Source organism: Pseudoduganella violacea, assembly GCF_014191875.1.
GTDB classification, from domain to species: Bacteria; Pseudomonadota; Gammaproteobacteria; order Burkholderiales; family Burkholderiaceae_D; genus Rugamonas; species Rugamonas violacea_A.
Genome location: NZ_JACHXD010000006.1, coordinates 90,408 through 116,174 on the forward strand (window position 1 = coordinate 90,408; position 25,767 = coordinate 116,174).

28 protein-coding genes are annotated in these 25,767 nt (G+C 64.7%); 11 read left to right on the top strand and 17 right to left on the bottom strand.

The genetic code is table 11. The features are described from left to right. The first annotated feature begins 52 nt into the window (after positions 1 to 52). Entirely contained in the window at positions 53 to 1,123 is a 1,071-nt protein-coding gene (locus tag FHS03_RS12400; RefSeq protein ID WP_183441286.1) for an acyltransferase family protein, read from the top strand. Here FHS03_RS12400 and FHS03_RS12405 read toward each other — a convergent pair. The 13 genes from FHS03_RS12405 to FHS03_RS12465 all read right to left on the bottom strand — a co-directional run bounded on the left by FHS03_RS12405 (position 1,120) and on the right by FHS03_RS12465 (position 15,117). Further along, complete coding sequence (locus tag FHS03_RS12405) at positions 1,120 to 2,334, bottom strand: DUF5009 domain-containing protein (protein WP_183441287.1); 1,215 nt, start codon at positions 2,332 to 2,334, stop codon at positions 1,120 to 1,122. The genes FHS03_RS12400 and FHS03_RS12405 overlap by 4 nt on opposite strands. Before the next feature lie 82 nt (positions 2,335 to 2,416). Next, entirely contained in the window at positions 2,417 to 3,727 is a 1,311-nt protein-coding gene (locus FHS03_RS12410) for a tetratricopeptide repeat protein (protein ID WP_183441288.1), read from the bottom strand. Positions 3,728 to 3,820: 93 nt separating this feature from the next. Continuing rightward, positions 3,821 to 4,927, bottom strand: a complete 1,107-nt coding sequence (locus tag FHS03_RS12415) for an ABC transporter ATP-binding protein (protein WP_183441289.1) — start codon at positions 4,925 to 4,927, stop codon at positions 3,821 to 3,823. 4 nt (positions 4,928 to 4,931) lie between these two features. Next, on the bottom strand, positions 4,932 to 6,242 hold the full coding sequence (locus FHS03_RS12420; RefSeq protein WP_183441290.1) for an MFS transporter: 1,311 nt from the start codon (positions 6,240 to 6,242) through the stop codon (positions 4,932 to 4,934). A 47-nt stretch (positions 6,243 to 6,289) separates the two neighbouring features. Further along, positions 6,290 to 7,108, bottom strand: a complete 819-nt coding sequence (locus FHS03_RS12425; RefSeq protein WP_183441291.1) for a carbohydrate ABC transporter permease — start codon at positions 7,106 to 7,108, stop codon at positions 6,290 to 6,292. Further along, complete coding sequence (locus FHS03_RS12430; RefSeq protein ID WP_183441292.1) at positions 7,108 to 7,968, bottom strand: carbohydrate ABC transporter permease; 861 nt, start codon at positions 7,966 to 7,968, stop codon at positions 7,108 to 7,110. The genes FHS03_RS12425 and FHS03_RS12430 overlap by 1 nt, the downstream gene beginning before the upstream one ends. Beyond that, positions 7,968 to 9,299, bottom strand: coding sequence for an ABC transporter substrate-binding protein (locus FHS03_RS12435; protein WP_183441293.1), 1,332 nt, complete (start codon positions 9,297 to 9,299; stop codon positions 7,968 to 7,970). The genes FHS03_RS12430 and FHS03_RS12435 overlap by 1 nt, the downstream gene beginning before the upstream one ends. An 18-nt stretch (positions 9,300 to 9,317) precedes the next feature. Continuing rightward, a complete protein-coding gene (locus FHS03_RS12440) occupies positions 9,318 to 10,331 on the bottom strand; it encodes an SIS domain-containing protein (RefSeq protein ID WP_183441294.1) in 1,014 nt (337 codons plus the stop codon). After that, positions 10,321 to 11,433: an N-acetylglucosamine-6-phosphate deacetylase gene (gene nagA, locus FHS03_RS12445; protein WP_183441295.1), complete on the bottom strand. Its 1,113-nt coding sequence runs from the start codon at positions 11,431 to 11,433 to the stop codon at positions 10,321 to 10,323. Before nagA ends, FHS03_RS12440 begins: the two co-directional genes overlap by 11 nt. Beyond that, on the bottom strand, positions 11,430 to 12,164 hold the full coding sequence (locus FHS03_RS12450; RefSeq protein WP_176348596.1) for a GntR family transcriptional regulator: 735 nt from the start codon (positions 12,162 to 12,164) through the stop codon (positions 11,430 to 11,432). Before FHS03_RS12450 ends, nagA begins: the two co-directional genes overlap by 4 nt. 3 nt (positions 12,165 to 12,167) lie before the next feature. Then, positions 12,168 to 13,037, bottom strand: coding sequence for a glucosamine kinase nucleotide-binding domain-containing protein (locus FHS03_RS12455; protein WP_183441296.1), 870 nt, complete (start codon positions 13,035 to 13,037; stop codon positions 12,168 to 12,170). A gap of 279 nt (positions 13,038 to 13,316) precedes the next feature. Continuing rightward, positions 13,317 to 14,651: a GIN domain-containing protein gene (locus FHS03_RS12460; protein WP_183441297.1), complete on the bottom strand. Its 1,335-nt coding sequence runs from the start codon at positions 14,649 to 14,651 to the stop codon at positions 13,317 to 13,319. 139 nt (positions 14,652 to 14,790) lie between these two features. Next, the gene (locus FHS03_RS12465; RefSeq protein WP_183441298.1) at positions 14,791 to 15,117 is read right to left on the bottom strand and encodes a hypothetical protein; all 327 of its coding nucleotides are present in this window, start codon (positions 15,115 to 15,117) and stop codon (positions 14,791 to 14,793) included. A 139-nt stretch (positions 15,118 to 15,256) separates the two neighbouring features. Between FHS03_RS12465 and FHS03_RS12470 the strand changes: the two genes are divergently transcribed. The 4 genes from FHS03_RS12470 (at position 15,257) to FHS03_RS12485 (ending at position 18,774) form a co-directional block, all read left to right on the top strand. After that, positions 15,257 to 16,174 (top strand): LysR family transcriptional regulator, encoded by a 918-nt coding sequence (locus FHS03_RS12470; protein ID WP_183441299.1) that lies wholly within the window; start codon positions 15,257 to 15,259, stop codon positions 16,172 to 16,174. 93 nt (positions 16,175 to 16,267) lie between these two features. Next, entirely contained in the window at positions 16,268 to 16,453 is a 186-nt protein-coding gene (locus FHS03_RS12475; protein WP_176348601.1) for a hypothetical protein, read from the top strand. Next, positions 16,435 to 16,956 carry a hypothetical protein gene (locus FHS03_RS12480; protein ID WP_183441300.1) on the top strand — a complete coding sequence of 174 codons (522 nt, stop codon included), beginning with the start codon at positions 16,435 to 16,437 and terminating at the stop codon, positions 16,954 to 16,956. The genes FHS03_RS12475 and FHS03_RS12480 overlap by 19 nt, the downstream gene beginning before the upstream one ends. 33 nt (positions 16,957 to 16,989) lie before the next feature. Continuing rightward, positions 16,990 to 18,774 carry an ExeA family protein gene (locus FHS03_RS12485; protein ID WP_183441301.1) on the top strand — a complete coding sequence of 595 codons (1,785 nt, stop codon included), beginning with the start codon at positions 16,990 to 16,992 and terminating at the stop codon, positions 18,772 to 18,774. Here the strand turns inward: FHS03_RS12485 and FHS03_RS12490 are convergent. Continuing rightward, on the bottom strand, positions 18,768 to 19,124 hold the full coding sequence (locus tag FHS03_RS12490) for a hypothetical protein (protein ID WP_183441302.1): 357 nt from the start codon (positions 19,122 to 19,124) through the stop codon (positions 18,768 to 18,770). The two genes, FHS03_RS12485 and FHS03_RS12490, sit on opposite strands and share 7 nt — an antisense overlap. Positions 19,125 to 19,305: 181 nt before the next feature. Here FHS03_RS12490 and FHS03_RS12495 point away from each other — a divergent pair, with 181 nt between their 5' ends. The 6 genes from FHS03_RS12495 (at position 19,306) to FHS03_RS12520 (ending at position 23,665) form a co-directional block, all read left to right on the top strand. Next, positions 19,306 to 20,052, top strand: a complete 747-nt coding sequence (locus FHS03_RS12495; RefSeq protein WP_183441303.1) for a general secretion pathway protein GspB — start codon at positions 19,306 to 19,308, stop codon at positions 20,050 to 20,052. 50 nt (positions 20,053 to 20,102) lie between these two features. After that, positions 20,103 to 20,636, top strand: a complete 534-nt coding sequence (mobB, locus tag FHS03_RS12500) for a molybdopterin-guanine dinucleotide biosynthesis protein B (RefSeq protein ID WP_183441304.1) — start codon at positions 20,103 to 20,105, stop codon at positions 20,634 to 20,636. Between the two features lie 65 nt (positions 20,637 to 20,701). Beyond that, positions 20,702 to 20,908 (top strand): YjfB family protein, encoded by a 207-nt coding sequence (locus FHS03_RS12505; protein WP_183441305.1) that lies wholly within the window; start codon positions 20,702 to 20,704, stop codon positions 20,906 to 20,908. 249 nt (positions 20,909 to 21,157) lie between these two features. Next, complete coding sequence (locus FHS03_RS12510) at positions 21,158 to 21,427, top strand: BufA1 family periplasmic bufferin-type metallophore (RefSeq protein WP_183441306.1); 270 nt, start codon at positions 21,158 to 21,160, stop codon at positions 21,425 to 21,427. Between the two features lie 28 nt (positions 21,428 to 21,455). Beyond that, positions 21,456 to 23,201 carry an MNIO family bufferin maturase gene (gene bufB / locus FHS03_RS12515; RefSeq protein ID WP_183441307.1) on the top strand — a complete coding sequence of 582 codons (1,746 nt, stop codon included), beginning with the start codon at positions 21,456 to 21,458 and terminating at the stop codon, positions 23,199 to 23,201. A 2-nt stretch (positions 23,202 to 23,203) separates the two neighbouring features. Further along, on the top strand, positions 23,204 to 23,665 hold the full coding sequence (locus tag FHS03_RS12520) for a DoxX family protein (protein WP_183441308.1): 462 nt from the start codon (positions 23,204 to 23,206) through the stop codon (positions 23,663 to 23,665). Positions 23,666 to 23,674: 9 nt separating this feature from the next. On the opposite strand, the gene FHS03_RS12525 is transcribed toward FHS03_RS12520, so the two are convergent. The 3 genes from FHS03_RS12525 to fumC all read right to left on the bottom strand — a co-directional run bounded on the left by FHS03_RS12525 (position 23,675) and on the right by fumC (position 25,717). Further along, positions 23,675 to 23,959 (bottom strand): DUF883 domain-containing protein, encoded by a 285-nt coding sequence (locus FHS03_RS12525; RefSeq protein WP_183441309.1) that lies wholly within the window; start codon positions 23,957 to 23,959, stop codon positions 23,675 to 23,677. A 50-nt stretch (positions 23,960 to 24,009) separates the two neighbouring features. After that, positions 24,010 to 24,246: an RNA-binding S4 domain-containing protein gene (locus FHS03_RS12530; RefSeq protein WP_050409001.1), complete on the bottom strand. Its 237-nt coding sequence runs from the start codon at positions 24,244 to 24,246 to the stop codon at positions 24,010 to 24,012. A 73-nt stretch (positions 24,247 to 24,319) separates the two neighbouring features. Next, positions 24,320 to 25,717: a class II fumarate hydratase gene (gene fumC, locus FHS03_RS12535; protein ID WP_183441310.1), complete on the bottom strand. Its 1,398-nt coding sequence runs from the start codon at positions 25,715 to 25,717 to the stop codon at positions 24,320 to 24,322. Positions 25,718 to 25,767 lie beyond the last annotated feature (50 nt).

Below are 25,767 nucleotides of genomic sequence, written 5' to 3' on the forward strand. Positions count from 1 at the left end.
CCCTTTTTCATGCAGGAGCAGAAATGAGAAGTAGAGCAAGGGCGGCGACGCCATGAACAAGCCGCAAAGCCGTTATTTATCGCTGGATGTGCTGCGCGGCCTGACCGTGGCGCTGATGATCGTGGTGAACACGCCGGGCGACTGGGGTCATGTGTATGGTCCGCTGCTGCACGCCGACTGGCATGGCTTCACGCCGACCGACTGGGTATTCCCGACCTTCCTTTTCGTGGTCGGTAATGCCTTGGCCTTTGCGCTGCCCAAGTACGCGGAGCAGGGCGATGGCGCGGTGCTGGCGAAAGTGGGACGGCGCACCGTGCTGATTTTCCTGCTGGGCTTTCTGGTCTACTGGTTCCCGTTCACCGGGCCGCTCGATCATGTGCGCATCCCGGGTGTCTTGCAGCGCATCGCGCTGTGCTTCGGCAGCGCGGCGCTGATTCTGCATTTCTGCAAGGAGAAGGGCGCGCTGTGGTTCAGCATCGCCGCGCTGCTGGCTTACTGGCTGGTGATGGCGCTGTGCGGCGACTACAGCGTGCATGGCAATGCGGCCTATAAGCTGGACCTGGTGGTGCTGGGCAAGGCCCATATGTATGAGGAGGCGGGCGTGCTGTTCGATCCGGAGGGCTTGCTCAGCACCTTGCCGTCCATCGTCAACGTCATCGCGGGCTACTTTGCGGGACGCCTGATCCTGTCCCTCGGCGCCAGCTATGAAACGCTGGCGCGGCTGATGATGGCGGGCGTGGCCTGCGTCGGCGTGGCGCTGTGCTGGGATCTGGCCTTCCCCATCAATAAGAAGCTGTGGACCAGTTCCTATGTGCTGTTCAGCGTCGGTCTGGACCTGCTGATCCTGCCGCTGCTGATCTACGTGATCGAGATGCGCGGGCAGCGCCGCTGGACTTACTTCTTCGAGGTCTTCGGCAAGAACACGCTGTTCATCTATCTGCTGGCGCAGGTGGCGGCGACGGTGCTGTTCGTCACCGATACCTATGGCTGGATGTACCAGCATGTGCTGCTGGCGTTTGCGCCGCCCAAACTGGCCTCGCTGCTGTTCGCGCTGTTCTTCATGCTGGCCTGCTGGCTGGTCGGCTATGCGATGGACCGCAAGCGCATCTACATCAAGGTCTAGAAGCGCAGCTTGAGGCCGGCGCGGTTGGCGGCGGCCACCAGCGCCATCATGGCCAGCGTCATGGCGGCGGCGTTCAGCAGTCCGGGAACGCCCCCGCTGTGCAGGTAGGGCCACCAGATGCGCGGCAGATGCAGCACGGCCGCCAGCTGCTCCCACAAGTCCGGCGCGATATAGGCGAACAGCGCGTTGGCGCCCGCCGGCAGCAGGATGACGCTCCATCCCTGCCACTGCCACACATCGATCACGATATAGAACAGCAGGAACAGGCCAAGCACAATGGCGCTGCAGACCAGGGTATAGCTCTCCGTCGCCTGGATCTTGTTGATGCCGTGGTAGGGCCGCAGCAGCAGGCCGCACAGCAGCAGGCCAAGCGCAAGGAAGAACATGCAGCGGATGCGCTGACGGTGTTCGGCCGACGGCGATACGAACAGATTGCCGACCAGCGTGCCGGCCAGCACATTGGCGGCGGTGGAGCCCAAGACCTCGGGCAGGTTGACGAAGCCGTTCACCATCTGCTGCAGCCCGGCCAGCGCGCCCGCCTTGCACCCCATATACAGCGCGATCAGCATGGCCAGGGCGCCCATCAGCGCCGTGCCGTGGCCGCGCGCGGCCAGGTAGATCAGGCTGCACAGCAGGTAGGCCCAGCCTATCATGCCGAGGATGCCCCACCAGCTATGCTGCAGATACACGCTGCCGAATTCCGCGTTCAGCGTGCCGCGAAAACTGGCGAGCAGGAAGAGCATCAGCAGCGCGCCGGCCCAGAAGCTCCAGCCGTGCCGTGCCGACTGGCGCCACAACAGGATCATCGCCACATAGAACAGCAGGAAGTACCAGGCGCGCGGCAGCAGCGCGTGCGCCGCATCGTAGCGGTAAGCGTTGGCCAGCACCACGCCCGCCAACATCAGGCTGCCCGCACGCCACGCCAGGCGGCCCAGCAGCGGCAGCGAAACATGGCCGACGGATTTGTGCAGCGAGAGTGGAATGGCGATGCCGACGATGAAGAGGAAGCCGGGGAAGACCAGATCGGGCAGGGTGAAGCCATCGGCCTTGGCGCTGGCATGTTCCAGCCAATGCGGCATGCCCGGCATGCCCGCGATATAGTTCACCCAGATCATCGCGAGAATCACGAAGCCGCGAAAAGCGTCAAGGCTGAGCAGGCGCCGCGCCGGTGCGGCGGTGGAGTGGAGGGGCGAAGCGGAGAGTTCAGGCATCAGCAAGCTTCCGTTCTCAAACAGTACAGGCGAAAAAAAGCGGGCAGGGCTTGCGCCTCTACCCGCTGTGCCGGCGCCGCGCTTATTTGGCGGCGGTGGCTGGGCGGTTCACCCACAGAATCCAGTAGCGGGCCAGGTCGTTGCGGCCGTCGGTGCCGGTCACGGTTTCCAGGGTCTTGATGGCATCCTCCTTCTTGCCGGCCAGCGCGTAGGAGACGCCCAGGCGCAGCTTGGCGTCTTCCGCGTTTTTCAGGCCGCCCTTGGCGATACCTTGCTGGATCAGCTCAATACCCTTGTCGAACTGCTCCATGGTCACGTAGGCGTAGCCCAGGTTGACCAGGCCGGTGCCGTCCTTGGATTTCTTGGCCGAGGCTTCGCCGGAAGCGATGTTCTTGGTGTCGTCGGCGGCCTGGCGGTTGGCCTGGTCGCGCACCTTGCGGTGCTTGTCGGCGTTCGGGCCGGTGCCCAGCACGCCCAGCGCGTAGCCGGCGTCCATGGCTTTCTTGGCTTCGGTCGGGAAGCCGGCCAGCAGGGCCAGTTCCGCCATCTCGGTGTACTCTTCCGGCGCCATTTTCGATACGGCGGCTTTCTCCAGACGGAACACGTCCAGCGCGAAGCGGGTCGAGTAGGTGGCCTTGCCCTGGGTGCGGCTCAGCAGGTCCAGCCAGTAGTCGTCGGTCGGATAGTATTTGACCAGGTTTTCCATCGCCACCAGATAGGTTGCCGTGTCTTTCGACTTGGCGCCGATATTGGCCAGCAGTTGCAGCTCTTCCATGCTTGGCGCGGTGTTCGACTGCTGCTTGGCTGCCAGATCCTTCTGCAGTTCGGCCTTGGCGGTGGCGAAGTCGTTGTTGAAGTAGTAGGAACGCAGCACGTGCTGGCGGTTCTTGGCCACGTCGCCGCTTTCCTTGGCATAGCGGTTGAACCAGACGATGGCGTTGGTGTAGTCCTTGTTGTTGTAGTAGGTGGTGGCCAGCGCCTGAATGAAGTCGCCACGCTCTTTTTCGGACAGCTTGCCCGACTCGATCACGGCGGCCAGGCCGGCGGTCATCATCGGCTGGTTATTGGTGGCCGAACCCAGCGCCACGCGCAGGCGGTTCAACACAAAGCTTTCGTAGGCGGACAGGGTCGGCAGCGCCTCGCCCTGTTTGATGCGGCTTTCCACTTCGGCGTAGTTTTTTGCATCCATCAGCGGCTTGATGGCGGCTGGGTCGACCAGTTTGAACAGGTCGGGACGCACGGTATCCTGTTTTGCTGCTTCTGCCGCCGCCGCCGCCGCGGCAGCTGCCTTGTCTTTTTCCTGGGCGTGGGCGGTGCCGATGAAGGCTGGAGCGGCGTTCAGGCCGATGGCGGCCAGGAGCAGGCTGATGCGGGCGATGCGTGACTTGGACATGGCAAAAAAATCCTTAAGACGGAAACAAACTTCTATTGTCCCATAAATTTGGGGCATGACAGGTATTCAAGAGTGCGCAATTGTTACCAAAGCTTACGGGCGCGCATAGGCCCGTCCGGCGCTATTGAACAGCAGGCAGCGCTCGGGCGGCAGATGCAGCGCGGCGCGGCTGCCAGCCTGCAAAGGCGCCCCTTCCGGCGGCTGTTTGGCGGCCAGCATGTCGGGCGCGCCATCGAGCGTGGTATAGACGATGGACAGGTCGCCCAGGTACTCCACATGGCCCACGCCCACGTCCAGCACATTCGCGCCGCCGGTCCCGCAGGCTTGCAAGGCCAGGTGCTCGGCGCGCACGCCCAGGCTCACGGCGTCGCCGCGCTGCGCCTCGCCCGGCTGGACAGCCACTTCCACCAGCGCGCCGCCCGGCAACTGCACCGCCACATGTTCGGCGCCCACGGCGGCGATCTGGCCGGGAATGAAGTTCATCTTCGGCGAGCCGAGGAAGCCCGCCACGAACAGGTTGGCCGGATTGTTGTACAGCTCATGCGGCGTGCCGATCTGCTCGATATGCCCGCCGTTGAAGACCACGATGCGCTCGCCCAGGGTCATGGCCTCGACCTGGTCGTGCGTCACGTAGATCATGGTGGTCTTCAGCTCCTGGTGCAGGCGGCTGATTTCCACCCGCATCTGCACCCGCAGGCTGGCGTCGAGATTGGACAGCGGCTCGTCGAACAGGAACAGGCGCGGCTTGCGCACGATGGCGCGGCCGATGGCCACGCGCTGGCGCTGGCCGCCGGACAGCTCCTTCGGCTTGCGCTTCAGCAGCGGCGTGATCTGCAGGATGCCGGCGGCGCGCTCCACTGCCTCGCGCACGGCGGCAGCCTTGTGGCCGGCCAGCTTGAGCGCGAACGCCATATTCTCGTACACCGTCATATGCGGATACAGCGCATAGGACTGGAATACCATGGCCAGCTCGCGCTGGGCCGGCGGCACGTCGTTGGCCAGGCGCTCGCCGATATGCAGCTCGCCGGCGGTGATCTCTTCCAGTCCGGCGATCATGCGCAGCAGGGTGGACTTGCCGCAGCCCGAAGGCCCGACGAAGACCACGAATTCGCCGTCGCGGATCGCCAGGTCGATGCCGCGGATGACCGGGGTTTTATTGTCGTAATGCTTGACGACGTTTTTCAGGGTGACGCTGGCCATGCTGTCAGCTCGCGGCGGCGGCCTGCTGCTGCGGCGCCGCCTCCGGGCTTTTCTCCTTCGAATTCATGGGAATCAGTTGCGACAGGATAGTCACGGGCACGGCGCTGAGCAAGACCCACAGGAAGAAGGTTTGGTAGCCAAGCGCCATCTGGATATCGCCGCTGATCCATTTGAACAGCACGAAGCCGAGCTGCATGATGCCGGTCGAGAAAGCATAGTGGGCGGTCTGGTATTTGCCCGGCGCGACCACCTGCATCATGTACAGGATCAGGCCGACGAAGCCGAAGCCATAGCCGAACATTTCCAGGCCGAGAGCGATGCCGATGGTGGTCAGGTCGGTCGGCAGGGTGGTGGACAGGAAGTAGAACACCAGGTTCGGCAAGTTCATCGCCAGGATCAGGAAGAGAATGGCGCGCTTCAAGCTAAGCCAGGACGTGAAGTAGCCGCCGGCCACGCTGCCGACGATGAAGGCGATGGTGCCGGTGGTGCCGTACACGGCGCCCACTTCGGCCGTGCTCAGGCCCAGGCCGCCCAGATTGCGCGCTTCGCGCAGGAACAGCGGGCCGATGGTCTGCACCTGCGCCTCGCCGGCGCGGAACAGGATGATGAAGAGGATGGACACCCAGATGCCCGGCTTGCGGAAGTACTCGATGATCACGTCCTTCAGCGTGCGCGCCACGCCGGCCACCGTGTGGTTGTCGGTGACGGGATTGGGCGCGAGCGGCAGCGCCCAGCTGTGGTACAGGCCGAGCGTGATCATGGTGGCCGACAGGATCAGGAAGATCACGGTCCATGCCGGCACCACACCCTGGGTCTTTTCCAGGTAACCGGCCAGGATCACCAGGCCGCCCAGCGAAATGAAGCGGCCGGCGTTGAAGAAGGTGCCGGTCCAGCCGGCGTACTGCGCCTGCTGTTTTTCGGTCAGGCTGGCGATGTAGCAGCCGTCGCAGGCGATATCGTGGGTGGCCGAGGCGATCGCCACCAGGCCAAGACAGACGATGCAGAGCACCATCCAGGCCGGCAGGTGCAGGGCCAGCGCCACCAGGCCGAGACAGACGCCGCCGATCAGCTGGAAGCTGACCACGATCAGCTTTTTGCTGCTGGCCAGTTCGAGGAAGGGGCTCCACAGCGGCTTGAAGACCCAGGCCGCGCCGATATAGGCGGTCCAGTGCGCGATATCGTCGTTCGGCACGCCCATGCTCTTCAACATCATGCCGGCGATCAGCGCCACCGCGAAGTAGGGCAGACCTTGCGCGAAGTACAGGGTGGGTATCCAGGTCAGCGGGCTGCGGCCTGTGGATGTTCGGTTGTCCATTCTGCGTCGTCCTCTATATATGCTTGTGTAGTCGTGGGTTCTGCTGCTTACTTCACGGCCCCGTCCATGCCGCGCATGAAGAATCTTTGTGTGAACAGGAAGGCTGCCAGCGTCGGCAGAATGGTGAGCACCGTGCCGGCAGCGATCACGCGCGTGCTGCTGCCGAAGGTGCCGCGCAAATACAGCACGCCCACCGACAGCGGGAATTCATCCGGCTTGCTCATCACAATGGAAGGCCAGATATATTCGTTCCATGCCTCCACCGCCGTCAGGATGCCCACCGTCGCCAGCCAGGGCGTGATCAGGGGCAGCATGATGCGGCTGAAGATGACCCATTCCGAAGCGCCGTCGACGCGGGCGGCGTCGATCAGATCCTGCGGCACTTCCTCGAAAGCCTGTTTCAGCAGCAGGATAGCGACCGCCGTCACCACGTTCGGCAGGATCACGCCGGCATAGGTATCGACCAGGCTCAGTTTCGTCACCGTGATGAAGTTGACCAGGAAGTTCACTTCGGACGGCAGCACCAGCGTCGCCAGGATCAGGCCGAACACCAGGCGGCGGCCGCGGAAATGCATGCGCGCCAGCGGATAGGCGGCCAGGGAACATAGCACCAGCTTCCAGAACACGGTGAAGGCGGCGATCAGCACGGAATTCTTGAAGAAGGACAGGATCGGAATCACGCGGAACACTTCCTCGAAATTCGCCAGTGAGGGCGACTTCGGCCAGAAGGTGGGCGGGAAGGCGAAGATATTGCCTTCGGTGGACAGCGCCGTCACCAGCGTCCACCAGAACGGGAAGACACAGACCAGCGCGATCGCGCACAGCAGAAAATAGTGGCCGGCGGCCTTGAATGTGCGCGTTTTCATCAGCGGTGCTTGGGCTTCAGATAGCGCAGGCACAGCACGGCGATGCCGACGCAGAAAACGGAGACGACAAAGCTGGCGGCCAGCGCGCGCGGCAGCTTCAGGTGCTTCAGGCCCTGGTCATAGGCGTAGTACAGGGCGGTGAAGGTGGAGTTCATCGGCCCGCCCTGGGTCAGCACGTCGACCTCCTGGTAGGCCTTCAGCGCGGCCAGCACCGACAGGATGGAGCAGACCATGATGGTGGGGCGCAGCATGGGAATGGTGATCTTCCAGAAACGCTGCCAGCGGTTGGCGCCATCGAGGATCGCCGCCTCCTGCATATCGGCGGGCACCGATTGCAAGGCCGCCAGATACATCACCATATACCAGCCCAGGCCGCGCCACAGCGTCACGAACATGATGCAGAACAGGGCCAGCGTATCGTCCGACAGCCAGCCCACGGGCGCGTTCACCAGGCGCAGGGTGGTGAGCACATAATTGAGCGTGCCCTGTTCATGGAACATGAAGCCCCACATGATGCCGACCACGGACACCGTCGTCACCACCGGCACGTAATACGCCGCGCGGAACAGGCGGATGCCCGGCAGGCGGTTATTCACCAGCACCGCCAGCGCAATCGCCCCGACCTGCACGAAAGGCACCATCAGCAGGAACAGCAGTGAATTTTTCAGGCCCGTGACGAACATCTCGTTATCGAAGATGTACTCGAAATTCTCCAGCCCCACCCACCGCGTCGGCCGGATCAGGCTAAAGTCGGTAAAGGCCAGGTAAGAGCCATAGCCCACCGGCCAAAACGAAAACACCGCCAGCAGCACCAGCGCCGGCGCCAGGAACAGCCAAGCCTGCAAGCTTTGCCTACGCATCACAGCCTCCCCACAGTTGAGCCTGTGTCCACCTTGGTGCCTGGCACCAAGGTGGACACAGGCTGGGCTGTATGGCGCTGTTTGGCGAGCTTTTTGTTCCAGATGGCGACGGCGGCGTCGAGCGCTTGCTGGATGTCCTGGCGGCCGGTGACGCCGGCTTCGACGGCTTTGACCAGGGAGCGGCGCAGCTCGTCGTAGTCGGGAATGCCGGCCACGTACAGGGTGCGCGAGTGCGGCATGCTGACGGCGCCGGCGGCGACGGCTTTTTCGGCGGCGCCGGCACGCGGCGGCACGCTGACGAAGAAGGGATCGCGCGCGGCTTTGGCGGCGGCGGGGTAGACGCTGGCTTGGCGCGCGAATTCGAGCTGGTTGGCGTCGTTGCTCAGGTAGCGCGCGAACTTGCCGATGGCCGGCAACTGCTTGCTGTCGACGCCGGCGGGTACGGCGAAGTGGATCAGCCAGCCGCCGTCGGCAATGCCGGTCGGCCCCAGCGGCGCGGGGGCGACGTCGGTGATGGCGTAGATGTCCTTGGCGTCGGCTTCGATGCGCTTGACGGCAGTCGGCGGCGCCAGCAGCATGCCGAGACGGCCGCCTTTGTAGGCGGCGATGGCGGCGGGGAAGTTGTCTTCGGCGAACAGGCTGTCTTTCAGCAGCCCGCCGGCCTTGTAGGTGTCGGCCAGTTTGCGGATCAGGGCCACGTGGGCCGGTGAGTTGAAGACGGCGCGGCCGTTGGCGATCACGGGCAGGCCTTGCTGCATCATCAGGCCGTCGATCTTGGCGAGGGCGGGGCACAGGCCGGCCTTGCCGGTGCGCTCGGCGATCTGGCGCGCGAAGGCGAGCTGTTCGTCCAGGCTGCGCGGCGCGCGCGCGATGCCGGCGGCCTTGAAGATCTCGGTGTTGTAGGTGATGACGGCGACATTGCTGTACATCGGGAAGCCGTAGGTCTTGCCGCCGAAGTTCAGGTCCTGCAGCGCCGCAGGAAGATAGTGGCTGCGCGTTTCGGCGGAAAGCAGGCTATCGATGGGCGTAAGCAGGCCGTCGCGCGCAAATTCGTCGGCCCAGGGCACGTTCAGGTTGACCAGGGCCGGCGGCGTGCCGGCCACGATGCGAGTCACCAGCTTGGTCTGGATCACGTCCCAGGGGAAGTCTACCCATTCCACCTTCACACCCGGATTGGCCGCCTCGTAATTTTTAACGATGCCGTCAAAGTAGGGCGTGAATTTGGGCTTCATGCTGAAGGTCCAGAATTCGATCTTCTGCGCTGGCGCAGCCGCCACGGCGGCCGCGCAGCCCATGGCCATCAATGCGCTCAGCATGGTCTTGATGTTCATTGATGGCCAGGGTGGTGCTTAGTTGGTTTTGGTGACTTTGCTCAGGTGGCGCGGACGGTCCGGGTCCAGGCCGCGCGCCGCCGACAGCTTGGCCGCCATCACGTAGAAGGCCTGGATCGCCACGATCGGATCGAGGTCCGGCGTTGCCGCAACCGGCAGGGTCAAGTCGCGTTGCGCCACGTCGTCCGGCGCGGCCAGCAGCACGCGCGCGCCGCGGCCGCGCATCTCGTCGGCCAGGGCCAGCAGGCCGGCCTGGGTCGGACCACGGGTGGCGAAGATCATCAGCGGATAGCCTTCCTCGATCAGGGCCATCGGACCATGCTTGATTTCCGCGCCGCTGAACGCTTCCGCCTGCAGGGCCGAGGTTTCCTTGAATTTCAGGGCCGATTCCAGCGCCACCGGGAAGCTGATGCCGCGTCCCACCACCATGATGTTCTTGGCCGGGGCCAGCACGTCGATGGCGGAAGACCAGTCGGCCTGGGTGGCTGTCTGCAGGGCGTCCGGCAGCGCGGCCAGACCGGCCAGCAGCTCGGGATCGTTCTGCCATTGCGCTACCAGGCGCGCGCCGGCGACCAGGGAGGTGATGAAGCTTTTGGTGGCGGCTACGCTCTGTTCTTTGCCGGCGCGCAGCGGCATGGCCCATTCGGCGGCCTGCGCCAGCGGCGAGTCGATGTCGTTGACCAGGGCCACGGTGGTGGCGCCGCCGTCGCGGAAGTAGCGGATCGGTTCCACCACGTCCGGGCTTTGGCCGGACTGGGACACGGCGATGGTCAGCGTGTCGCGCGTGATGAGCGGCGATTTGTGCAGCGTGACCAGGGACATCGGCAGCGAGGCCACCACGCGGCCCAGGCGCGCCATGATCAGGTAGGCGATGTAGTTGGACGCGTGGTCCGAGCTGCCGCGCGCCACGGTCAGCGCGGTGGAGAAGGGCGTGCTCCTCAGTTTGCGTCCCAGCTCCGCGTAGCGCTCCGAATCGTTCGCCAATTGGTTGGCGACGCATTCGGCGGCGGACAGGGCTTCTTTAAGCATCATTGAGGTCACAACGTTCTCCTTCGATAATCACGGCTTTCAGTTTCAGGTCCCGATCCAGTACCACCAGATCGGCGTAGGCGCCGCGCGCCAGGCGGCCGCGGTCTTGCAAGCCGAGGTAATCGGCGGCATGGGTGGAAACGCGGGCCGAGGCGTCGGCCAGGTCGAGGCCAAGGCCGACCAGATTGCGCAAGGCCTGGTCCAACGTCAGCGTGCTGCCGGCCAGGGTGCCGTCCGGCAGGCGCACGCCGCCCATGCATTTCTGCACGGTGTGGCGGCCTAGCATGTACTCGCCGTCCGGCATGCCGGTGGCGGCGGTGGAGTCGGTCACGCAGTACAGGCGCGGAATGGCGCGCAGCGCGGTTTTGATGGCGCCGGGATGCACATGCAGCAGGTCGGGAATCAGCTCGGCGTATTCGGCGTGGGCCAGCGCGGCGCCGACCATGCCCGGTTCGCGATGGTGCAGGCCGCTCATCGCGTTGAAAAGATGGGTGAAGCCGACCGCGCCGTGTTCCAGCGCGGCCACGCCGTCGTCGTAGGAGCCGAGCGTGTGGCCGATCTGCACGCGCACGCCGGTGTCGGCCAGTTCGCGCACCAGTTCCAGGTGGCCGGCGATTTCCGGCGCCACCGTGATCACGCGCAGCGGCGCCAGCGATTCCAGACGCTGCACTTCTTCCAGCGTGGCGGCGCGCGCGAAGTTCGGCTGCGCCCCCAGCTTGCCGGAGTTGATGTACGGGCCTTCCAGGTGCACGCCCAGCACGCGCGCTTCGTTCTTGCCGCGCTGCTTGACGGCCTTGCCGATCGCCTGCAGGGCGATGTCGATATCTTCCGGCGGGGCCGTCATGGTGGTGGCCAGCAGGCTGGTGGTGCCGTGGCGGGCGTGGATGGCGGCGATGGCATGCACCGCGTCGCCGCCTTCCATCACGTCCTTGCCGGCGCCGCCGTGTACGTGCAGGTCGATAAAGCCGGGCAGGATATAGTCGTCATGGTTGGCCACCGGGTCCACATGGGCGCCCTGGATGTCCTGGATATGCTGGTCGAACGACAGCGTGCCGTGCACCCAGCCGTTGGGGGTCAGGATATTGCCTTTGATTGCATCGCTCATCTGCGCGACTCCGCTACGAATTCATAATAATCACTGCGGCAGTAGGAGTGGGTCAGCTCCACTGCCGCGCCGTTGTCCAGATAACTCACGCGCGTGATGTGCAGCATGGCCGTACCGGGAGCGATATTGGCCAGCTTGGCCTGTTCGATATTGGCGTTGATGGCGCGGATATGCTGCAAGGCGCGCATCGGCACCGTGCCGTTCGATTCCAGATAGCCGTACAGCGAATCGGTCACATGGTGCGGATTCGGCATGTACATGGCGGGGATGGTGGAGGTCTCGATCGCCATCACCACATCGTCGGCGGTGCGCAGGCGCTTCAGGCGCGCCACCGGCATATTCGGCGACAAGCCCAGCGACAGCAATTCCAGCGGCGCCGCCACACCCACTTCGCGCTGGATCCAGCGCGAACCGGCGGTAAAGCCGCGCTGGCGCAGCTCTTCCGAGAAGCTGGTCAGGCGCGACAGCGGCTGCTCCAGCTTGGGCGTGATATAGGTGCCCGAACCGCGCCGGCGCGTCAACATGCCGCGCTCGCACAGCATGTCGATGGCCTTGCGCGCGGTCACGCGCGAGATGGACAGCATGTCCGACAGCACGCGCTCCGACGGCAAGGCTTCGTTGGCGCGCCAGTCGCCATTGGCGATGCCGTCCGACAGCTTGTTCGCCAGCTGCATATACAGCGGCGTGTCGCTGTGGGCGTCGGGCCTGAAGTCGCTCAACTGAGCTAGCAAGGGCTACTCCTTTAAGTGTTGTTGGATCAGGCGCAGGCCGCCTTCGGCCGAATCGCCATGCGGGGGAACGATGCGCTGCAGCAGATCGACCGGCAGATAGGGACGCATCGGTTCGCCCAGGCCGCCGCACAGCGCGATCGGCAGCTTGTGCGAAGGGTCGAGCGCTTCGGCGATCAGGGCGACCTGCTGGCCGGCGTCGGTCAGGATGGCGCAGGCGGTGGCATTGCTGTCGGCATGCTGCAGCACCAGGCGCGCCAGCTGGGCGTAATTGGTTTGCGTGGCATGCGCCAGCCAGACCTGGATGCGGTCGCGGTTGCCGCCGCAAGCGTCGATCACGGCCTCGGCGAAGGCGCTGCCTTGGGCGCGGCCATCGATGACTTGCTGGATATGGTTGACGGCGCGCAGGCCGATCCAGGCGCCGCTGGCTTCGTCGCCGGCCGGGAAGCCCCAGCCGCCGACTTCGCGCCGCGTGCCGTCTTCCTGCAGGATTTCGCCCACGCTGCCGGTGCCGAGCGCGATGATGACGCCGGGCCGGCCCTGGTGCGCGCCGAGCACGGTGGTGAAGGCGTCTGTTTCGAGCGCCACGGCGCCGTAGCCGGGATTGGCTTCGACGAAATTGGCGGCCCACTGGTGGTTGTGCACACCGGCCAGGCCCAGCCCGACGGCGATCCGGCCGCGCGCGGGCAGCGCCAGTCCGGCGGCGGCGAAGGCCTTGGCGATAGCGTCTTCCACCGAGGCCCAGGCGCTCTTGATACCGTGCAGCAGGCCGGACGGGCCGCTGCTGCCTTCCGCCAGGGTAGCGCCGTCGAGGCGCGCCAGGCGGACACGGGTGCCGCTGCCGCCGCCATCCACGCCGATTAAGAATTCGATCATTTTTATATGGGGAAAAGAAGAGCTGTGGGGCACTATAGGGTTGCAAAACCAGCTTGTCAACAGGTATTTAACTGGTATTGTTAAACATCGAATTGGACTAGGTTTTGGTGTGTTGTATGGATGGGTAAGTAACTGTTTTTAAAGGTTATTTCCCATGGGTAAAATGGTATTATGTGTGGTATGGAATAATGCCACTTTCGGGCCCGGATGAGCCATTGAAAATGCAAAACGCCCGGCGCGCAGGCCGGGCGTTCTGGATAAGGGTAAAACTTAGGACGCTTACTCGCCGCGCCGCTCATGCGAACCGGCGCGGTCCACCAGCAGCAGGCGGTTCGGACTGCTCTTGCCGCGCACATTGACGACGGCATTGCCGGGACCGTTGACCACCACATCGGCACTGCCGGCCAGCAGACCACGTCCGTTCAGGCTGCCCGAACCGCTGAGGCGGGCATCCAGGGTATTTACCTTACCGCTCAGCGTGACGCCGCCGGGGCCGTTCATGGTGACTTTGGCGCTGTTGCACTCCGGGCTGGCGATCAGGTCGCCCGAACCGCGCACCTCGGCTTCCAGCGAATCGCTGACCTTGTTCAGGTGGATATTGCCCGGGCCGCGGCTGCGGGTCAGGGCGCGGCCCACTTGCAGGGACTTGGCGTTCAGGCTGCCCGAGCCGCTGACTTCGGCGTTCAGCGAATCGCTGCTGCCGGACAGTTCCATGCTGCCCGCGCTGCTCATCACCACGCGGCTGGTCTGCGCTTGCAGGCCGCGCGCTTCCAGGTCGCCGGAGCCGTGGATTTCGGCGTCGAACTTTTTGATGCTGCCGGCCACGCAGGCATTGCCCGCGCCCTTCAGCACGGCCGTCACGCTCTCCACCGCCAGCGTGCAGGCTTCCAGGTCGCCCGAGCCGGACAGGCTGGCGCGGATTTCGCGGCTGCGGCCACGCAGCGTCAGGTCGCCGGGGCCGTTCAGCACGGCGTTGATGCGGTTGGTGCGCACATCGCTGACTTCCAGGTCGCCCGAGCCGCGCATTTCCACATTCAGATCCTGGCTGATGCTGCCGGCGTGCGCATCGCCGGCGCCGTTCAGCTGCAGGTTCAGCGTGCCGACCCGCAGATTGGCGATGCGGATATCGCCGCTGCCATTGCCGTGCACGGTCAGATCCTGCACCGAGCCGGACGCGTTCACATCGCCGGCGCCGTTCACGTCCAGCCGCAGCGCAGTGCCCTGGAACTGTTCCAGATCCACATCGCCGCTGCCGCCCGCTTTCAGGCTGCGCAGGCCGGCTGCACCGATATACACCGTCACCGGATCGGCGCCTTTGCCGAACTGCAGGTGGAAGCCGTTGCGTTTGACGGGGCGCACGATCAGGGTGTCGCCGCTGACCAGGGTTTCGACCTGTTCCAGCTGCTTGCGCTGGCCTTTCAGCTCGACCGAGTTGCCGCCCTGGGCGCGCACGATCACACGGTAGGGGCCGGACAGCTCAATCGCGCTGAAGGCGCTGATGGCGCGTTTTTCCTCGGTCAGATCTTTCTCGCTGGCGGCATGGGCGAGGCTGGCGCCGCCGAGGCCAAGGGCGAGCAGGGAAAGGGCGATGGGGTGTTTGATCAGTTTTTTCATTTTTTTGTCACTGTTCAGGGCTGTGGAATCTGAACGATATGACAAAAAGACGCCGCTGTCCGCCGCCGTCGCGACGGAGCAGCAAATTTCCGGCCTCAGTTGCAGTAAACGATGGTTGAGCGGTAAGACCGGGACGGCTTCAGCGCGTCAGTTCCAGCTGGGTCGCCAGGGTGGATTGGTGGTGCTTGACGGCTTCCACGGCCTCGGCATGGACTTCGGCGCGGCTGCGGCCGACGGCCTGTGGCGCGGCGGACGGCGCGGCAGCGCTTGCGGCGGCGGCCTGGCCCGCGCTGGCGAGCTGGAGGTCGCCGCCCTTGCTCTCGGCCGTCCTGGCGGCTGTTGCCGCTGTTTTCGCCGGCTGGGCGGAGCTGGCGGCATCGGCGGGCGCGGCGCCGGCGCTGGATGCGGCCAAGGCGGCGAAGATGGTGGTGGCGCTCAGTGCGGCCAGCAGCTGGTTTGCGTTCATGGTGCTTCTCCTGATTGGCAAGACGGGCGGCTGCCCGACGATGGAGGCAGTTTATCGATTGCGATTCCCGCAAAAAAGGCGAATAATCGCAATGAACAATTTCTGAATCAGAAATGATAAGAGGCGGGAGACAGGAGCTATGGACAGGTTGCAATCGATGCGCGTGTTCGCCAAAGTGGTGGAGCAGGGCAGTTTTGCCCGGGCCGGCGGCGCGCTGGAGATGTCGAACGCCGTCGTCACCCGCCATGTGGCCGACCTGGAGCAGCACCTCGGCACGCGCCTGCTGAACCGCACCACGCGCCGGCTCTCGCTGACCGAAACCGGCCAGCACTATCTGGACCGGGTGCGCCAGATCCTCAGCGATATCGACGATGCCGACGCGCTGGCCGGCGCCGCCGTCAAATGCCCGCAAGGCACGCTGCGCATCTACAGCCACCTGGGTGTGGGGCAGGCGCGGCTGGCGCCCTTGCTGCCGCGCTTTGCCGCCCTGCAGCCGAATATCGTGCTCGACCTGACCCTGTCCGACCGCGCCGTCGATCTGGTGGAAGATGGTTTCGACGTCGGCTTCTTCACCGGCCTGCAGAAGATCGACAACTCCATGATCGCGCGCCGCCTGGCCACTTCGAATGTGATCCTGTGCGCCTCGCCCGGCTATGTGGCGCGGCGCGGCCTGCCGCAAACAGCGCAGGAATTGAGCCGCCACGATTGCCTGAATTACGCCTATGAGCAGCTGCGCCATTCCTGGCCCGTGCATTGCGGCGATTCGGAGGAGCGCGTGCCGATCACCAGCAAGCTCATTTCCAACGATACCGAGGTGCTGCGCCAGGCCGCCATCGCCGGCATGGGCATCATGATGCGCAGCTCCTACACGCTGAAGGACGATCTGGCGGAAGGCCGCCTGGTGCGCGTGCTGGAGGGGCATTGCTCGGGCAAGCTGGGCATCTTCATGGTGTATCCGAGCCGGCGCTTCCTGTCGGCCAAGGTGCGCGCCTTCACCGATTTCGTCGCGGCCCAATTCCCCGACCCGGAAGCCGATCCCTGGCTGGAGGAACTCTGATGCGGGCAGTTGTTTTGACGCCTCTTTCCCCAGGCGAAAACGTATGGGAATTTACGTCACAATGTCATAATGTGCTGGTCAGGGAGCACAACTATGATCAAGTACATAGGGAAGAGGACGACCGACGACGGCGGGACGATCTATGTGTTTCTCATCAATGGTTTGCAAAAGGAAATTCGGGAAAGCGCCTTGAAACAATATCCCGGCTGCTACGAAGCCTTGCCGGCTTCGGCCAAGGCGCAGATCAACGCAAACCGCGCATGGATGCGCAAGCTGTAGCGAGGGGCCAGCGTTCACGCGGCTCCCGGCGCCTGCTGCGCCCGGCGTTGGGCGCGGGCCTGCTGGCCCTGGCCGGCCTGGCGCAGGCCGAACCGCCCACCACCTTTGGCACCATCATCGGTTCCGGCCTGCTGTGCCAGGACCAGACGTCCAACCGCTACTACTTCGACTATATGGTGAAGTTCTTCGGCCAGCCTTACCGGCGCGAAGGCGGCGCCTACTGGTTCCGCACGCCCGATGCCCGGCTGTGGGGCCAGGAGATCCGCGAGGTCATGGTCAGCGACGAGAGCTATGCCTACAGTTTCGTCGGCGCGGTGGCCGAGGCCACGCCGGAGCAGGTGGAAGAGGCCATTCTGGCCCAGGTCGGCCTGCGGTATGCGAAAATCGAGAATTCGCGCTTTCCGGTAAGGGAGGCCAAGCCGGGTAGCCGCATCGTCTATTTCAATACCCGGTCCAAGATTTACTGCGCCAAGTTCAAGCCTCTGCCGCCAGCGCTGCGCTAGCGGCGGCTGGACTGGCCTCTCTCCAGGGTGTTCATGTACACGCAATTCTTTCAACTGAAACAGTCGCCGTTTTCCATCGCGCCCGATCCGCGCTACCTGTTCATGAGCGAACGCCATCGTGAAGCGCTGGCCCACCTGCTGTACGGCGTGGGCAGCGGCGGCGGCTTCGTCCTGTTGACGGGCGAGATCGGCGCGGGCAAGACCACGGTATGCCGCTGCTTCATGGAGCAGATCCCCGGGAATTGCAAGCTGGCCTATATCTTCAATCCCAAGCTGACGGTGGAAGAGCTGCTGCTCTCGGTGTGCGACGAATTCGGCATCACCTTGCCGCCGCAGGGCGCGGGCGCGGTCAGCGTGAAAGGCTATGTGGATGCGATCAATGCCTATCTGCTGGCCAGTCACGCCCAGGGCAAGAACAATGTGCTCATCATCGACGAGGCGCAGAACCTGTCGCCCGAAGTGCTGGAACAATTGCGCCTGCTGACCAATCTGGAAACCAGCGAGCGCAAGCTGCTGCAGATTATCCTGATCGGCCAGCCGGAATTGCGCGCCATGCTGGCGCGTCCCGAACTGGAGCAGCTGGCGCAGCGCGTGATCGCGCGCTACCACCTGGGTTCCTTGTCGGTGGACGAGGTGGGTAGTTATGTGCGCCATCGCCTGGCGGTGGCGGGATCGACTGGCGCCTCGCCTTTTGGCGCGAGCCTGATGACCATCATCCACCGCCTCAGCAAAGGCGTGCCGCGCCGCGTCAACCTCTTGTGTGACCGTGCGCTGCTTGGCGCTTACGTTGAAGGCAAGGCGCAAGTGACGCGGCAGATTCTGAACAAGGCGGCGCAGGAAGTGTTCGGCGGCGAAGGCGCGCCGCGCGCGCGCGGCGTCTGGCCGTATGCGGTGGCAGGCCTGCTGGCGGGCGTGGCGCTGACCGGTGCCGCCGCGTGGCAGTTGCTGCCGGCCGGTGCGGACAAGGGCGCGGCCGCCACCTCGGCCGCTGCGCGGACGGCGCAAACATCGAGCGGCAAGCTCGCCGCTACGCCGGCAGGACGGACGGCGACAGCTCAAGCGGCGCCCGCGAAAATGGCGCGGGAGCAGCCAGCCGGGGCGGCGAACGCGGCGCTTCCGGGTTCGCTGCCTGCGGCTTCCGCCGCGACCGGACCTGCTGCGGCATCGGTGGCTGGCGTGGCCGGCACGGTGGGCGGCGTGACGGCCGATGCGGCGCTGCGCCAGTTGTCGGCGCTGTGGGGCAGTGCGCTGGCCGACGGCGAGGGCTGCATGGCGGCGGTGAAGAAGAATCTGCGCTGCCTGCAAGGAAAAGGCGGCCTGGCCGAGCTGCGCCTGCTGGACCGTCCCGCCGCATTAAGGCTGCGCGGCGAAGATCCGATCACGGCGCGCTATGTGCTGCTGATGGCGCTGGACGCTAAACAGGCGACGCTGCTGGTGGGCGGCAAGCAGCAAGTCATGGCTTTGTCCGCGCTGGAAGCGGTAATGGATGGCGCTTACATCACGCTCTGGCGCGCCCACCGCAGCTGGCGTGACGAAGTGTCGGCTGGCGATCGCGGTCCCGACGTCGATTGGCTGGCGCGCCGCTTCGCGCAGATGCATGGCTTGAAAAAGCCGGCCGACAACCAGGCGCTGGAAGGGGCCACGCTGCGCCTGCTGCGCGAATTCCAGGGCGCGCAGGGCTTGAAGGCCGATGGCGTGGCTGGACCCAAGACCTTTATCCGTCTGAGCCAGCTCGCCGGCGTGCCGGAGCCGCGCTTGCGCGAACCGGTCAGGGTGACGGCAGGCGCCGTCAATGCGGAAGGCGCTAGCCCTCAGTAAGCGGCGCTTCTTGCCGGTTCGGGCGTGTCCGGGCGGCGGGCGTGCAGGGTTTGCAGCTTGTTTTGCAGCTGGCGTTCGGTGATGTAGACGAGCGCCACTTTTCCGCCCGCCTGTTGATACTGCACCTGATAGTAGGTGTAGGGGAAGAAGAGGCCGCAGCGCGCCGTCACGCGGCGCACCACGGTCAGCGTGGTGCCGGCCGGAATGCGCTGCTGCGGTGAGTGGCTATTGCAGAACAAGCCGCTGCGCGTGGCGGCATTGGCGGAAGCATCGGCGCTCAGGGTGCCCGTTTGAGCGAAGGTGAGAGGCGCCGCTAATGCGACGCAGCTCAGAAATAGAAGCTTGGACACGGCAGGCTTTCAGTAAGATTGTTCGTTGGCTACTGTGTATTTATGACAATTTGATTTCAATTGTGCCATGGGGACTGGAAATTGAATCTCTCCAAATGACATCTTTTGCGCAAATGACACACTCCTTAGGCTAGAGTATCGGGCGGCAAGTGCGCCCCTAGCGAGACCAGATTAAGAAACTATGTCCTATATTCTTGAAGCATTGCAAAAGGCCCAGGCCGAACGGCAGCTTGGCGAAGCGCCGACCATCCATGCCCCCACGCTGGAGCGCAGCGCCGCGCGTACCGCCCGCAACGGTAAGCGCCCGCTGGTGCTGGCCCTGATACTGATGTCGGCCGCCGTGGCCGGCCTGCTGGCCATGCTCCTGCGCTCCCAGCCGCAGCCGTCAGCGCCGCCTGCACCGGTGGCGGTGAGGACTCCGGCCCCTGCAACGCTGGCAGCGGCAACGCCGGCATCGGCCCAGGCTGAGTTCGCCGTTGCGCCTGTCAGCACAGCCGCCAGCGCCGCACCGGAACCCGCGGCGAGCGTGCCCATCGCCGCCGCGCCGGCCGCCGCGCCCGTTCCCGTGACAGCCCGCGATATGGCCGATGCGCCGAAGTCGGCGGCCAAGACGAGCGTCAAGGCGGGGCCCGCGCAAGCGGCAGTGGAAGAGGGCGGCAAAACGCAGGCCGCCGTTGCCCAGGCTGGCGAGCCGGAAGAGCGCGCCCAACTGCTGCGCGAATTGCCGGAGCCGATCCAGCGCGCCATTCCGCCGATTTCCATGAGCGGTTATATGTATTCGAAGAATCCGGCCGACCGCCTGATCCTGATCGACAAGGTGCTGCGCCGCGAAGGCGAGGAAGTGGCGCCCGGCCTGGTGCTGGAAAAGCTGCAAGCCAAGGGCGCGGTGTTCAGCTTCCGCGGCTACCGCTACCGCGTTCCCTATTGAAAGTCTGGCGCTGCGTATAATGGCGCCACGTCATCCAAGGGAGTACAGCAATGCAGCGAGAGAATTCCGCGTCCGCGCGCCGGGTGCTTGGCGTGGTGGGGCGTTCCGGCAGCGGCAAAACCACCCTGCTTGAATATCTCGTGACGCAGCTGGCCGAGCAGGGCCGTAAGATCAATATCGTCAAGCACAGCCACCACGATATCGAACTGGAACCGCCGAGCAAGGACAGCGCCCGTCTGCGCCGCGCCGGCGCCGCCGAGGTGATGATCGCCTCGCCCTACCGCTTCGCCGTGATCCGCGAGCTGCGCGGCGCCGAGGAGCCGGGCATGGAAGAGCAACTGTCCCGCCTCGCACCCGCCGACCTGACCTTGATCGAAGGCTTCAAAACCTGGCCCATGCCCAAGCTGGAAGTGTTCCGCCGCAGCGTGGGACAAACCCCGCTCTACCTGGACGACGGCAGCATCGTGGCCGTGGCCTCGGATGAGGCGCGGCCGGCCGAACTGCCCGCTAGCGTGGTCTGGCTCGACCTGAACCATCCGGAACAGGTGCTGGCATGGCTGTCCGAACGGCTGAATAATTTTTAAGCAAAAGCCTAAAGATTCCGGGGAAACGGTCGTTACAGAAGGATACGCCTCAATGGAGAACTCTCATGGACGTTTCAGGTATTGCCCGGCTGGCCACGACCATCGCTGACACTGGCCTTCGCCAGGAAGTCGGTATCGCCGTGGTCAAAAAAGCGCAGGAAGTGCAGGCATCGAGTGCCGCCGCCCTGATCGAAGCCATCCCGCCCGTGCCATCGGCCGGCTCCGCCAATCTGCCACCGAATCTCGGCACTCGCATCAACACCACGGCTTGAAGCAAGCAAGCCGCTGGCGGACGCGCCACCCCGGCGCGGCGCTGTGCTGCGCCGCACCGTCGAAATAATGAAAACCCGGCAATACGCTCAAGTGTTGCCGGGTTTTTTTCCGTTAGAATCCCTCGAGGTCGAGCAGCCCTGCCGGGGTAAAAAATCTAAAAAATCCGTGTAAGGATCGGCAAGGAGTCGGCGACTACCGTTCAGCCGCAGCATTTCTGCGTCTGACAGCTAACCCACAAGGAGATAAGCATGAACAAACGTCAAGCCCTGATCGCCGCCGCCCTGGCATCCGCCTGCGCCGTCGCCACCACCGCATCGGCCATGGACAACGCCAAAGCCGGCGATAAAGAGAAATGCTACGGCATCGCCAAAGCCGGCCAGAACGACTGCGCCTCGTCCAACGGTTCCCACTCCTGCGCCGGCCAGGCCAAGGCCGACAACGGCGCCACCGAATGGAAATACGTGGCCAAAGGTACCTGCGAAAAAGCTGGCGGCAAAACCGCACCGCCAGCCAAATAATCCGTACTTCCCGCTGCGCTAGCCCATCATGCAAGCCCACGCCGCTCCATCTGGCCTGACCATGCCAGGCGCTGGAGTGGGCTTGCGGGCGCCGCACTACCGCCAGTTTCTCGCACAGCGGCCGCGCATGGACTGGCTCGAAGTCCACACCGAAAACTACCTCGACCAGGGCGGCTGGGACTGGCATGTGCTGCAGGAATTGCGGCGCGACTATCCCATCAGCCTGCATGGCGTCGGCCTCGGCCTCGGTTCGGCGCGCGGCTTCAGCGCCGCCCACCTGGAACGCGTGCGCAGCCTGGCGCGGCGGATCGAGCCGATGCTGGTGTCCGAGCACCTGAGCTGGAACGCCGTCTTCGACCGCCAGCTCAACGACCTGCTGCCGCTGGCGCTGAACCATGAAGCGCTGGCGCTGCTCAGCGAACGCGTCGAACGCGTGCAAGAGCTGCTGGGACGTCCCATCCTGCTGGAAAACGTCTCCACCTACGTGCGCTTTGCCGATGACGCCATGAGCGAAGCCCAATTTCTCGCCGAGCTGGTGCGCCGCACCGGCTGCGGCCTGCTACTCGACGTCAACAACCTCTACGTCAACCAGATCAACCATGGCGAAGACGCGCTGGCCGCGATGGCTGCGCTGCCGGCCGGCAGCATCGGCGAAATCCACCTCGCCGGCCACCTGCGCACGCCCGAAGCCCTGATCGACCACCATGGCGACAAGGTCGCCGAACCCGTGTGGCAGCTCTACGAAGCCGCCCTGCAGCGCTTCGGCGTCCTGCCCACCCTGATCGAATGGGACACCGACATCCCCGCTCTGGACATCCTGCTCGCCGAAGCCGCCCAAGCCACCCGCCGCGCCGCGCCCTACAGCCCAGCCCGTGTCCACCATGGGGTCAGACCCCAAATCGGACACGAGCTGGGCAGTGACAGCCAGCGCAACAGCGGCTCAGTCTGTGTCCACCTTGGTGCCAGGCACCAAGGTGGACACGGGCTCGGCCATGGCGGCGCTGACTCGGCACCGGCTTTGGCGGCGGGGCAGCAGTGCTTTGCGCAGGCGCTGTTTGCGCCGGAGCAGGCTGAACGCTTGTTGCCGATGCTGACGGGGCCGCATCTGGCGCACCGTCTTGCGCTGTATCGCGGCAATTTGAGCGCGGCGTGGGAGAAGGCGCTGCATGCCGCCTATCCCGTCATCGCGCAACTGGTGGGTGCGGAGTTTTTTGGCGGCCTGGCGCGCGCGTATGGCCGTGCCCACCCTTCCGATGACGGCGACTTGAACCGCTTCGGCGCGCGGTTCGCCGCCTTCCTGGCGGACTTCGCGCCCGCCGCCGAACTGCCGTATCTGCCCGATATGGCGCGCCTGGAATGGCTGCTGCACCGCGCTCATTACGCGCCGGCCGCCGATGGCATCAGCGCGGCCGAGCTGGCCGCCGTGCCGCCCGAGACTATTGAGGCGCGCCGCCTGGTCCTGCATCCGGCTTGCGCGCTGAGCGCCTCATCCTGGGCCGTGGTGCCGCTGTGGCTGGCGCATCAGCCGGACAGCGCCCAGGCCTTTCCCGCGCGGATGGCGCAGGCCAGCTACGGCCTGGTCTGCCGCCCGCAGTGGAAGACGCAGCTGGTACCCTTAAGCGCCGCCCAGCACGCCGCCTTGCAGGTGCTGGCGCGGCAAGGCAGTTTCGGCGCCGCCCTCGACGCCGCTTTTGAGTTGGACGAAGAATTCGATGTTGCTGGCTCCCTCCAGCAATGGCTGACCCACGCAGTAATCATGAAAATCGGAGACTGAGTATGAATGCAATTCTGGGCCTGCACCGCCAACTGAGCCGTTATGACGCCAATCTGAGCGATTGGGGCGGCTCGATGCTCTCGCTGGTGCTGCGTTTCTATGTGGGGTCGCAGTTTTTCAAAGCCGGTCTGCTGAAGGTGAGCGACTGGGGCGCCACGCTGGCCTTGTTCAACGATGAATACAAGGTGCCGCTCTTGCCGCCCGATCTGGCGGCCTATCTGGGCGCGGGCGGCGAGCTGCTGCTGCCGGTGCTGCTGTTCGCCGGCCTGATGATGCGTCCGGCGGCGCTGGCGCTGCTGGCGGTGAACATCCTGGCCGTGCTGTCCTACCCGCAGCTGTTCGGTTTTGAATGCCCGGCCGCGCTCAACGATCATTTCTACTGGGGTGTGCTGCTGGTGGTGCTGGCCGTGTTCGGTCCAGGACGGTTCTCGATCGATTCCATCCTGGCGCGGCAAAAGCCCTAAGGTGCAGGGTTAGCGGAAGGCGCGCATGACCTTGTCCTCGCCCGTGGCGTCCTGAAATTCCTCATTGGCGGCACGGGTGGCTTCGATCATGCGCAGCAGCTGGGCGTCTTCAAAACGTTCCAGCTCCTCGTTCGCATTGAGCAGGGCTTGCGCCAGCTTGATGCGCGCAGCCTGGTACAGCATGCTGGTCTGGTGGTCGGTGTTTTTGAGCAGCTCTTCCGCGTTCTCGATGACTTGGCGCAGATCGCCAATCAAACGTTCCTGGTTGCGGTGATGGTCTTGAGGGCCGTCCATGGCGTTCCCCTTGATCTGTTTGACAATACTGCCCAACCGACCACGTCACCTTATGCACCGTCGCTACCGTCTCCCGGCACCACGGTGATGCGCACGTCGCCAAGGCTGATAACCTGGCCGGCGCGGATCTTGCAGGTCTTGCGCAGTTCCTGCTTGCCATCGACTTTGACCGCGCCGCTGGCAACCAACTGCTTGCCGGCGCCGCCGCTGTCGCACAGGCCGACTACCTTGAGCAGCTGATTCAGCTCGATGTATTCCGATGTCAATTCAAAACTAACTTTCTGCATTGTATCCTCATTGCGGTAACGTGTTGTGCCAGAACTCAACTGTCGTAAGAATGGCACAGCCTGCTTCAGGCGGCTAGCCTTGGGCGTTCGGCCTGGTCATCTCCAGCGGCACGATCCATTGTTCGAACTGTTCGGCGCTGACAAAGCCCAGGGCCAGCGCCGCGTCCTTCAGCGTGCTGCCTTCGTGCTGTGCCTTCTTGGCGATCTGGGCGGCGCGATCATACCCGATATGCGGGGCCAGCGCCGTCACCAGCATCAGTGAGCGCTCCATCAGCTCGGCGATGCGCGCGCGGTTCGGCTCGATGCCGCGCGCGCAATGCTCCTCGAAACTGCGCATGCCGTCGGCCAGCAGACGCGCGCTTTGCAGGAAGTTGTGGATGATCAGCGGCTTGAATACATTTAACTCAAAGTTACCGGAAGCACCACCGACGCTGATCGCCACGTCGTTGCCCAGCACCTGGGCGCACAGCATGGTGACAGCCTCGCACTGGGTCGGATTGACCTTGCCCGGCATGATCGAGCTGCCAGGTTCGTTTTCCGGGATGGTGATTTCGCCCAGGCCCGAACGCGGCCCCGAGGCCATCCAGCGCACGTCGTTGGCGATCTTCATCAGCGCCACGGCCAGGGTTTTCAGCGCGCCATGGGCGGCGACCAGCGCGTCGTGGCCGGCCAGGGCGGCGAATTTATTGTCGGCGCTGCGGAAGGGCAGTTGCAGGCGCGCTTCTAGCTCGGCTGCGATGCGGATGGCGTATTCCGGGTGGGCGTTGAGGCCGGTGCCCACGGCCGTGCCGCCGGCGGCCAGCTCCAGCACCGGCGGCAGGGCGGCGGCGATGATGCGCTCGGCGTAATCGAGCTGGGCCACATAGCCGGAGAATTCTTGGCCCAGCGTCAGCGGTGTGGCGTCCTGCAGGTGGGTGCGGCCGATTTTGACGATGTCGGCGAAAGCTTGGGCCTTGGCGTGCAGGGTGGCGCGCAGCTGGCCGATGGCGGGCAGCAGATTGCCGGACATGGCCTGGGCGGCAGCCACGTGCATCGCGGTGGGGAAGATGTCGTTCGAGGATTGGCCCTTGTTCACATCGTCGTTCGGGTGCAGCTGGCGCTGTTCGCCGCGCACGCCGCCCATCAGCTCGGAGCCGCGATTGGCCAGCACCTCGTTCATATTCATATTCGACTGGGTGCCGGAACCGGTCTGCCACACGGACAGGGGGAATTCGGCGCCCAGCTTGCCGTCCAGGACTTCATCGGCGGCCTGGGTGATGGCGGCGGCCTTGGCGGCATCGAGCAGGCCCAGGTCCAGATTGACCTGGGCGGCGGCGCGTTTTACGCTGGCTAAGGCGGCGACCAGTTCCGGCGGCATGCGCTCGGTCGAGATGCGGAAAAACTCCAGCGAGCGCTGGGTCTGCGCGCCCCAGAGGTGGTCGGCGGGCACGGCGATGGGGCCAAAACTATCACGTTCGGTCCTGCTTTCCATGGCATTCCTTTGGATGATAATAGGAGGACCAGTGTAGCGCTCCAGAGGGA

Coding starts and splice junctions, on each gene's coding strand:
- FHS03_RS12400 (WP_183441286.1), top strand. CDS start 53: ATGAACAAGCCGCAAAGCCGTTATTTATCGCTGGATGTGCTGCGCGGC.
- FHS03_RS12405 (WP_183441287.1), bottom strand. CDS start 2,334: ATGCCTGAACTCTCCGCTTCGCCCCTCCACTCCACCGCCGCACCGGCG.
- FHS03_RS12410 (WP_183441288.1), bottom strand. CDS start 3,727: ATGTCCAAGTCACGCATCGCCCGCATCAGCCTGCTCCTGGCCGCCATC.
- FHS03_RS12415 (WP_183441289.1), bottom strand. CDS start 4,927: ATGGCCAGCGTCACCCTGAAAAACGTCGTCAAGCATTACGACAATAAA.
- FHS03_RS12420 (WP_183441290.1), bottom strand. CDS start 6,242: ATGGACAACCGAACATCCACAGGCCGCAGCCCGCTGACCTGGATACCC.
- FHS03_RS12425 (WP_183441291.1), bottom strand. CDS start 7,108: ATGAAAACGCGCACATTCAAGGCCGCCGGCCACTATTTTCTGCTGTGC.
- FHS03_RS12430 (WP_183441292.1), bottom strand. CDS start 7,968: ATGCGTAGGCAAAGCTTGCAGGCTTGGCTGTTCCTGGCGCCGGCGCTG.
- FHS03_RS12435 (WP_183441293.1), bottom strand. CDS start 9,299: ATGAACATCAAGACCATGCTGAGCGCATTGATGGCCATGGGCTGCGCG.
- FHS03_RS12440 (WP_183441294.1), bottom strand. CDS start 10,331: ATGATGCTTAAAGAAGCCCTGTCCGCCGCCGAATGCGTCGCCAACCAA.
- nagA (WP_183441295.1), bottom strand. CDS start 11,433: ATGAGCGATGCAATCAAAGGCAATATCCTGACCCCCAACGGCTGGGTG.
- FHS03_RS12455 (WP_183441296.1), bottom strand. CDS start 13,037: ATGATCGAATTCTTAATCGGCGTGGATGGCGGCGGCAGCGGCACCCGT.
- FHS03_RS12460 (WP_183441297.1), bottom strand. CDS start 14,651: ATGAAAAAACTGATCAAACACCCCATCGCCCTTTCCCTGCTCGCCCTT.
- FHS03_RS12465 (WP_183441298.1), bottom strand. CDS start 15,117: ATGAACGCAAACCAGCTGCTGGCCGCACTGAGCGCCACCACCATCTTC.
- FHS03_RS12470 (WP_183441299.1), top strand. CDS start 15,257: ATGGACAGGTTGCAATCGATGCGCGTGTTCGCCAAAGTGGTGGAGCAG.
- FHS03_RS12475 (WP_176348601.1), top strand. CDS start 16,268: ATGATCAAGTACATAGGGAAGAGGACGACCGACGACGGCGGGACGATC.
- FHS03_RS12480 (WP_183441300.1), top strand. CDS start 16,435: ATGGATGCGCAAGCTGTAGCGAGGGGCCAGCGTTCACGCGGCTCCCGG.
- FHS03_RS12485 (WP_183441301.1), top strand. CDS start 16,990: ATGTACACGCAATTCTTTCAACTGAAACAGTCGCCGTTTTCCATCGCG.
- FHS03_RS12495 (WP_183441303.1), top strand. CDS start 19,306: ATGTCCTATATTCTTGAAGCATTGCAAAAGGCCCAGGCCGAACGGCAG.
- mobB (WP_183441304.1), top strand. CDS start 20,103: ATGCAGCGAGAGAATTCCGCGTCCGCGCGCCGGGTGCTTGGCGTGGTG.
- FHS03_RS12505 (WP_183441305.1), top strand. CDS start 20,702: ATGGACGTTTCAGGTATTGCCCGGCTGGCCACGACCATCGCTGACACT.
- FHS03_RS12510 (WP_183441306.1), top strand. CDS start 21,158: ATGAACAAACGTCAAGCCCTGATCGCCGCCGCCCTGGCATCCGCCTGC.
- bufB (WP_183441307.1), top strand. CDS start 21,456: ATGCAAGCCCACGCCGCTCCATCTGGCCTGACCATGCCAGGCGCTGGA.
- FHS03_RS12520 (WP_183441308.1), top strand. CDS start 23,204: ATGAATGCAATTCTGGGCCTGCACCGCCAACTGAGCCGTTATGACGCC.
- FHS03_RS12525 (WP_183441309.1), bottom strand. CDS start 23,959: ATGGACGGCCCTCAAGACCATCACCGCAACCAGGAACGTTTGATTGGC.
- FHS03_RS12530 (WP_050409001.1), bottom strand. CDS start 24,246: ATGCAGAAAGTTAGTTTTGAATTGACATCGGAATACATCGAGCTGAAT.
- fumC (WP_183441310.1), bottom strand. CDS start 25,717: ATGGAAAGCAGGACCGAACGTGATAGTTTTGGCCCCATCGCCGTGCCC.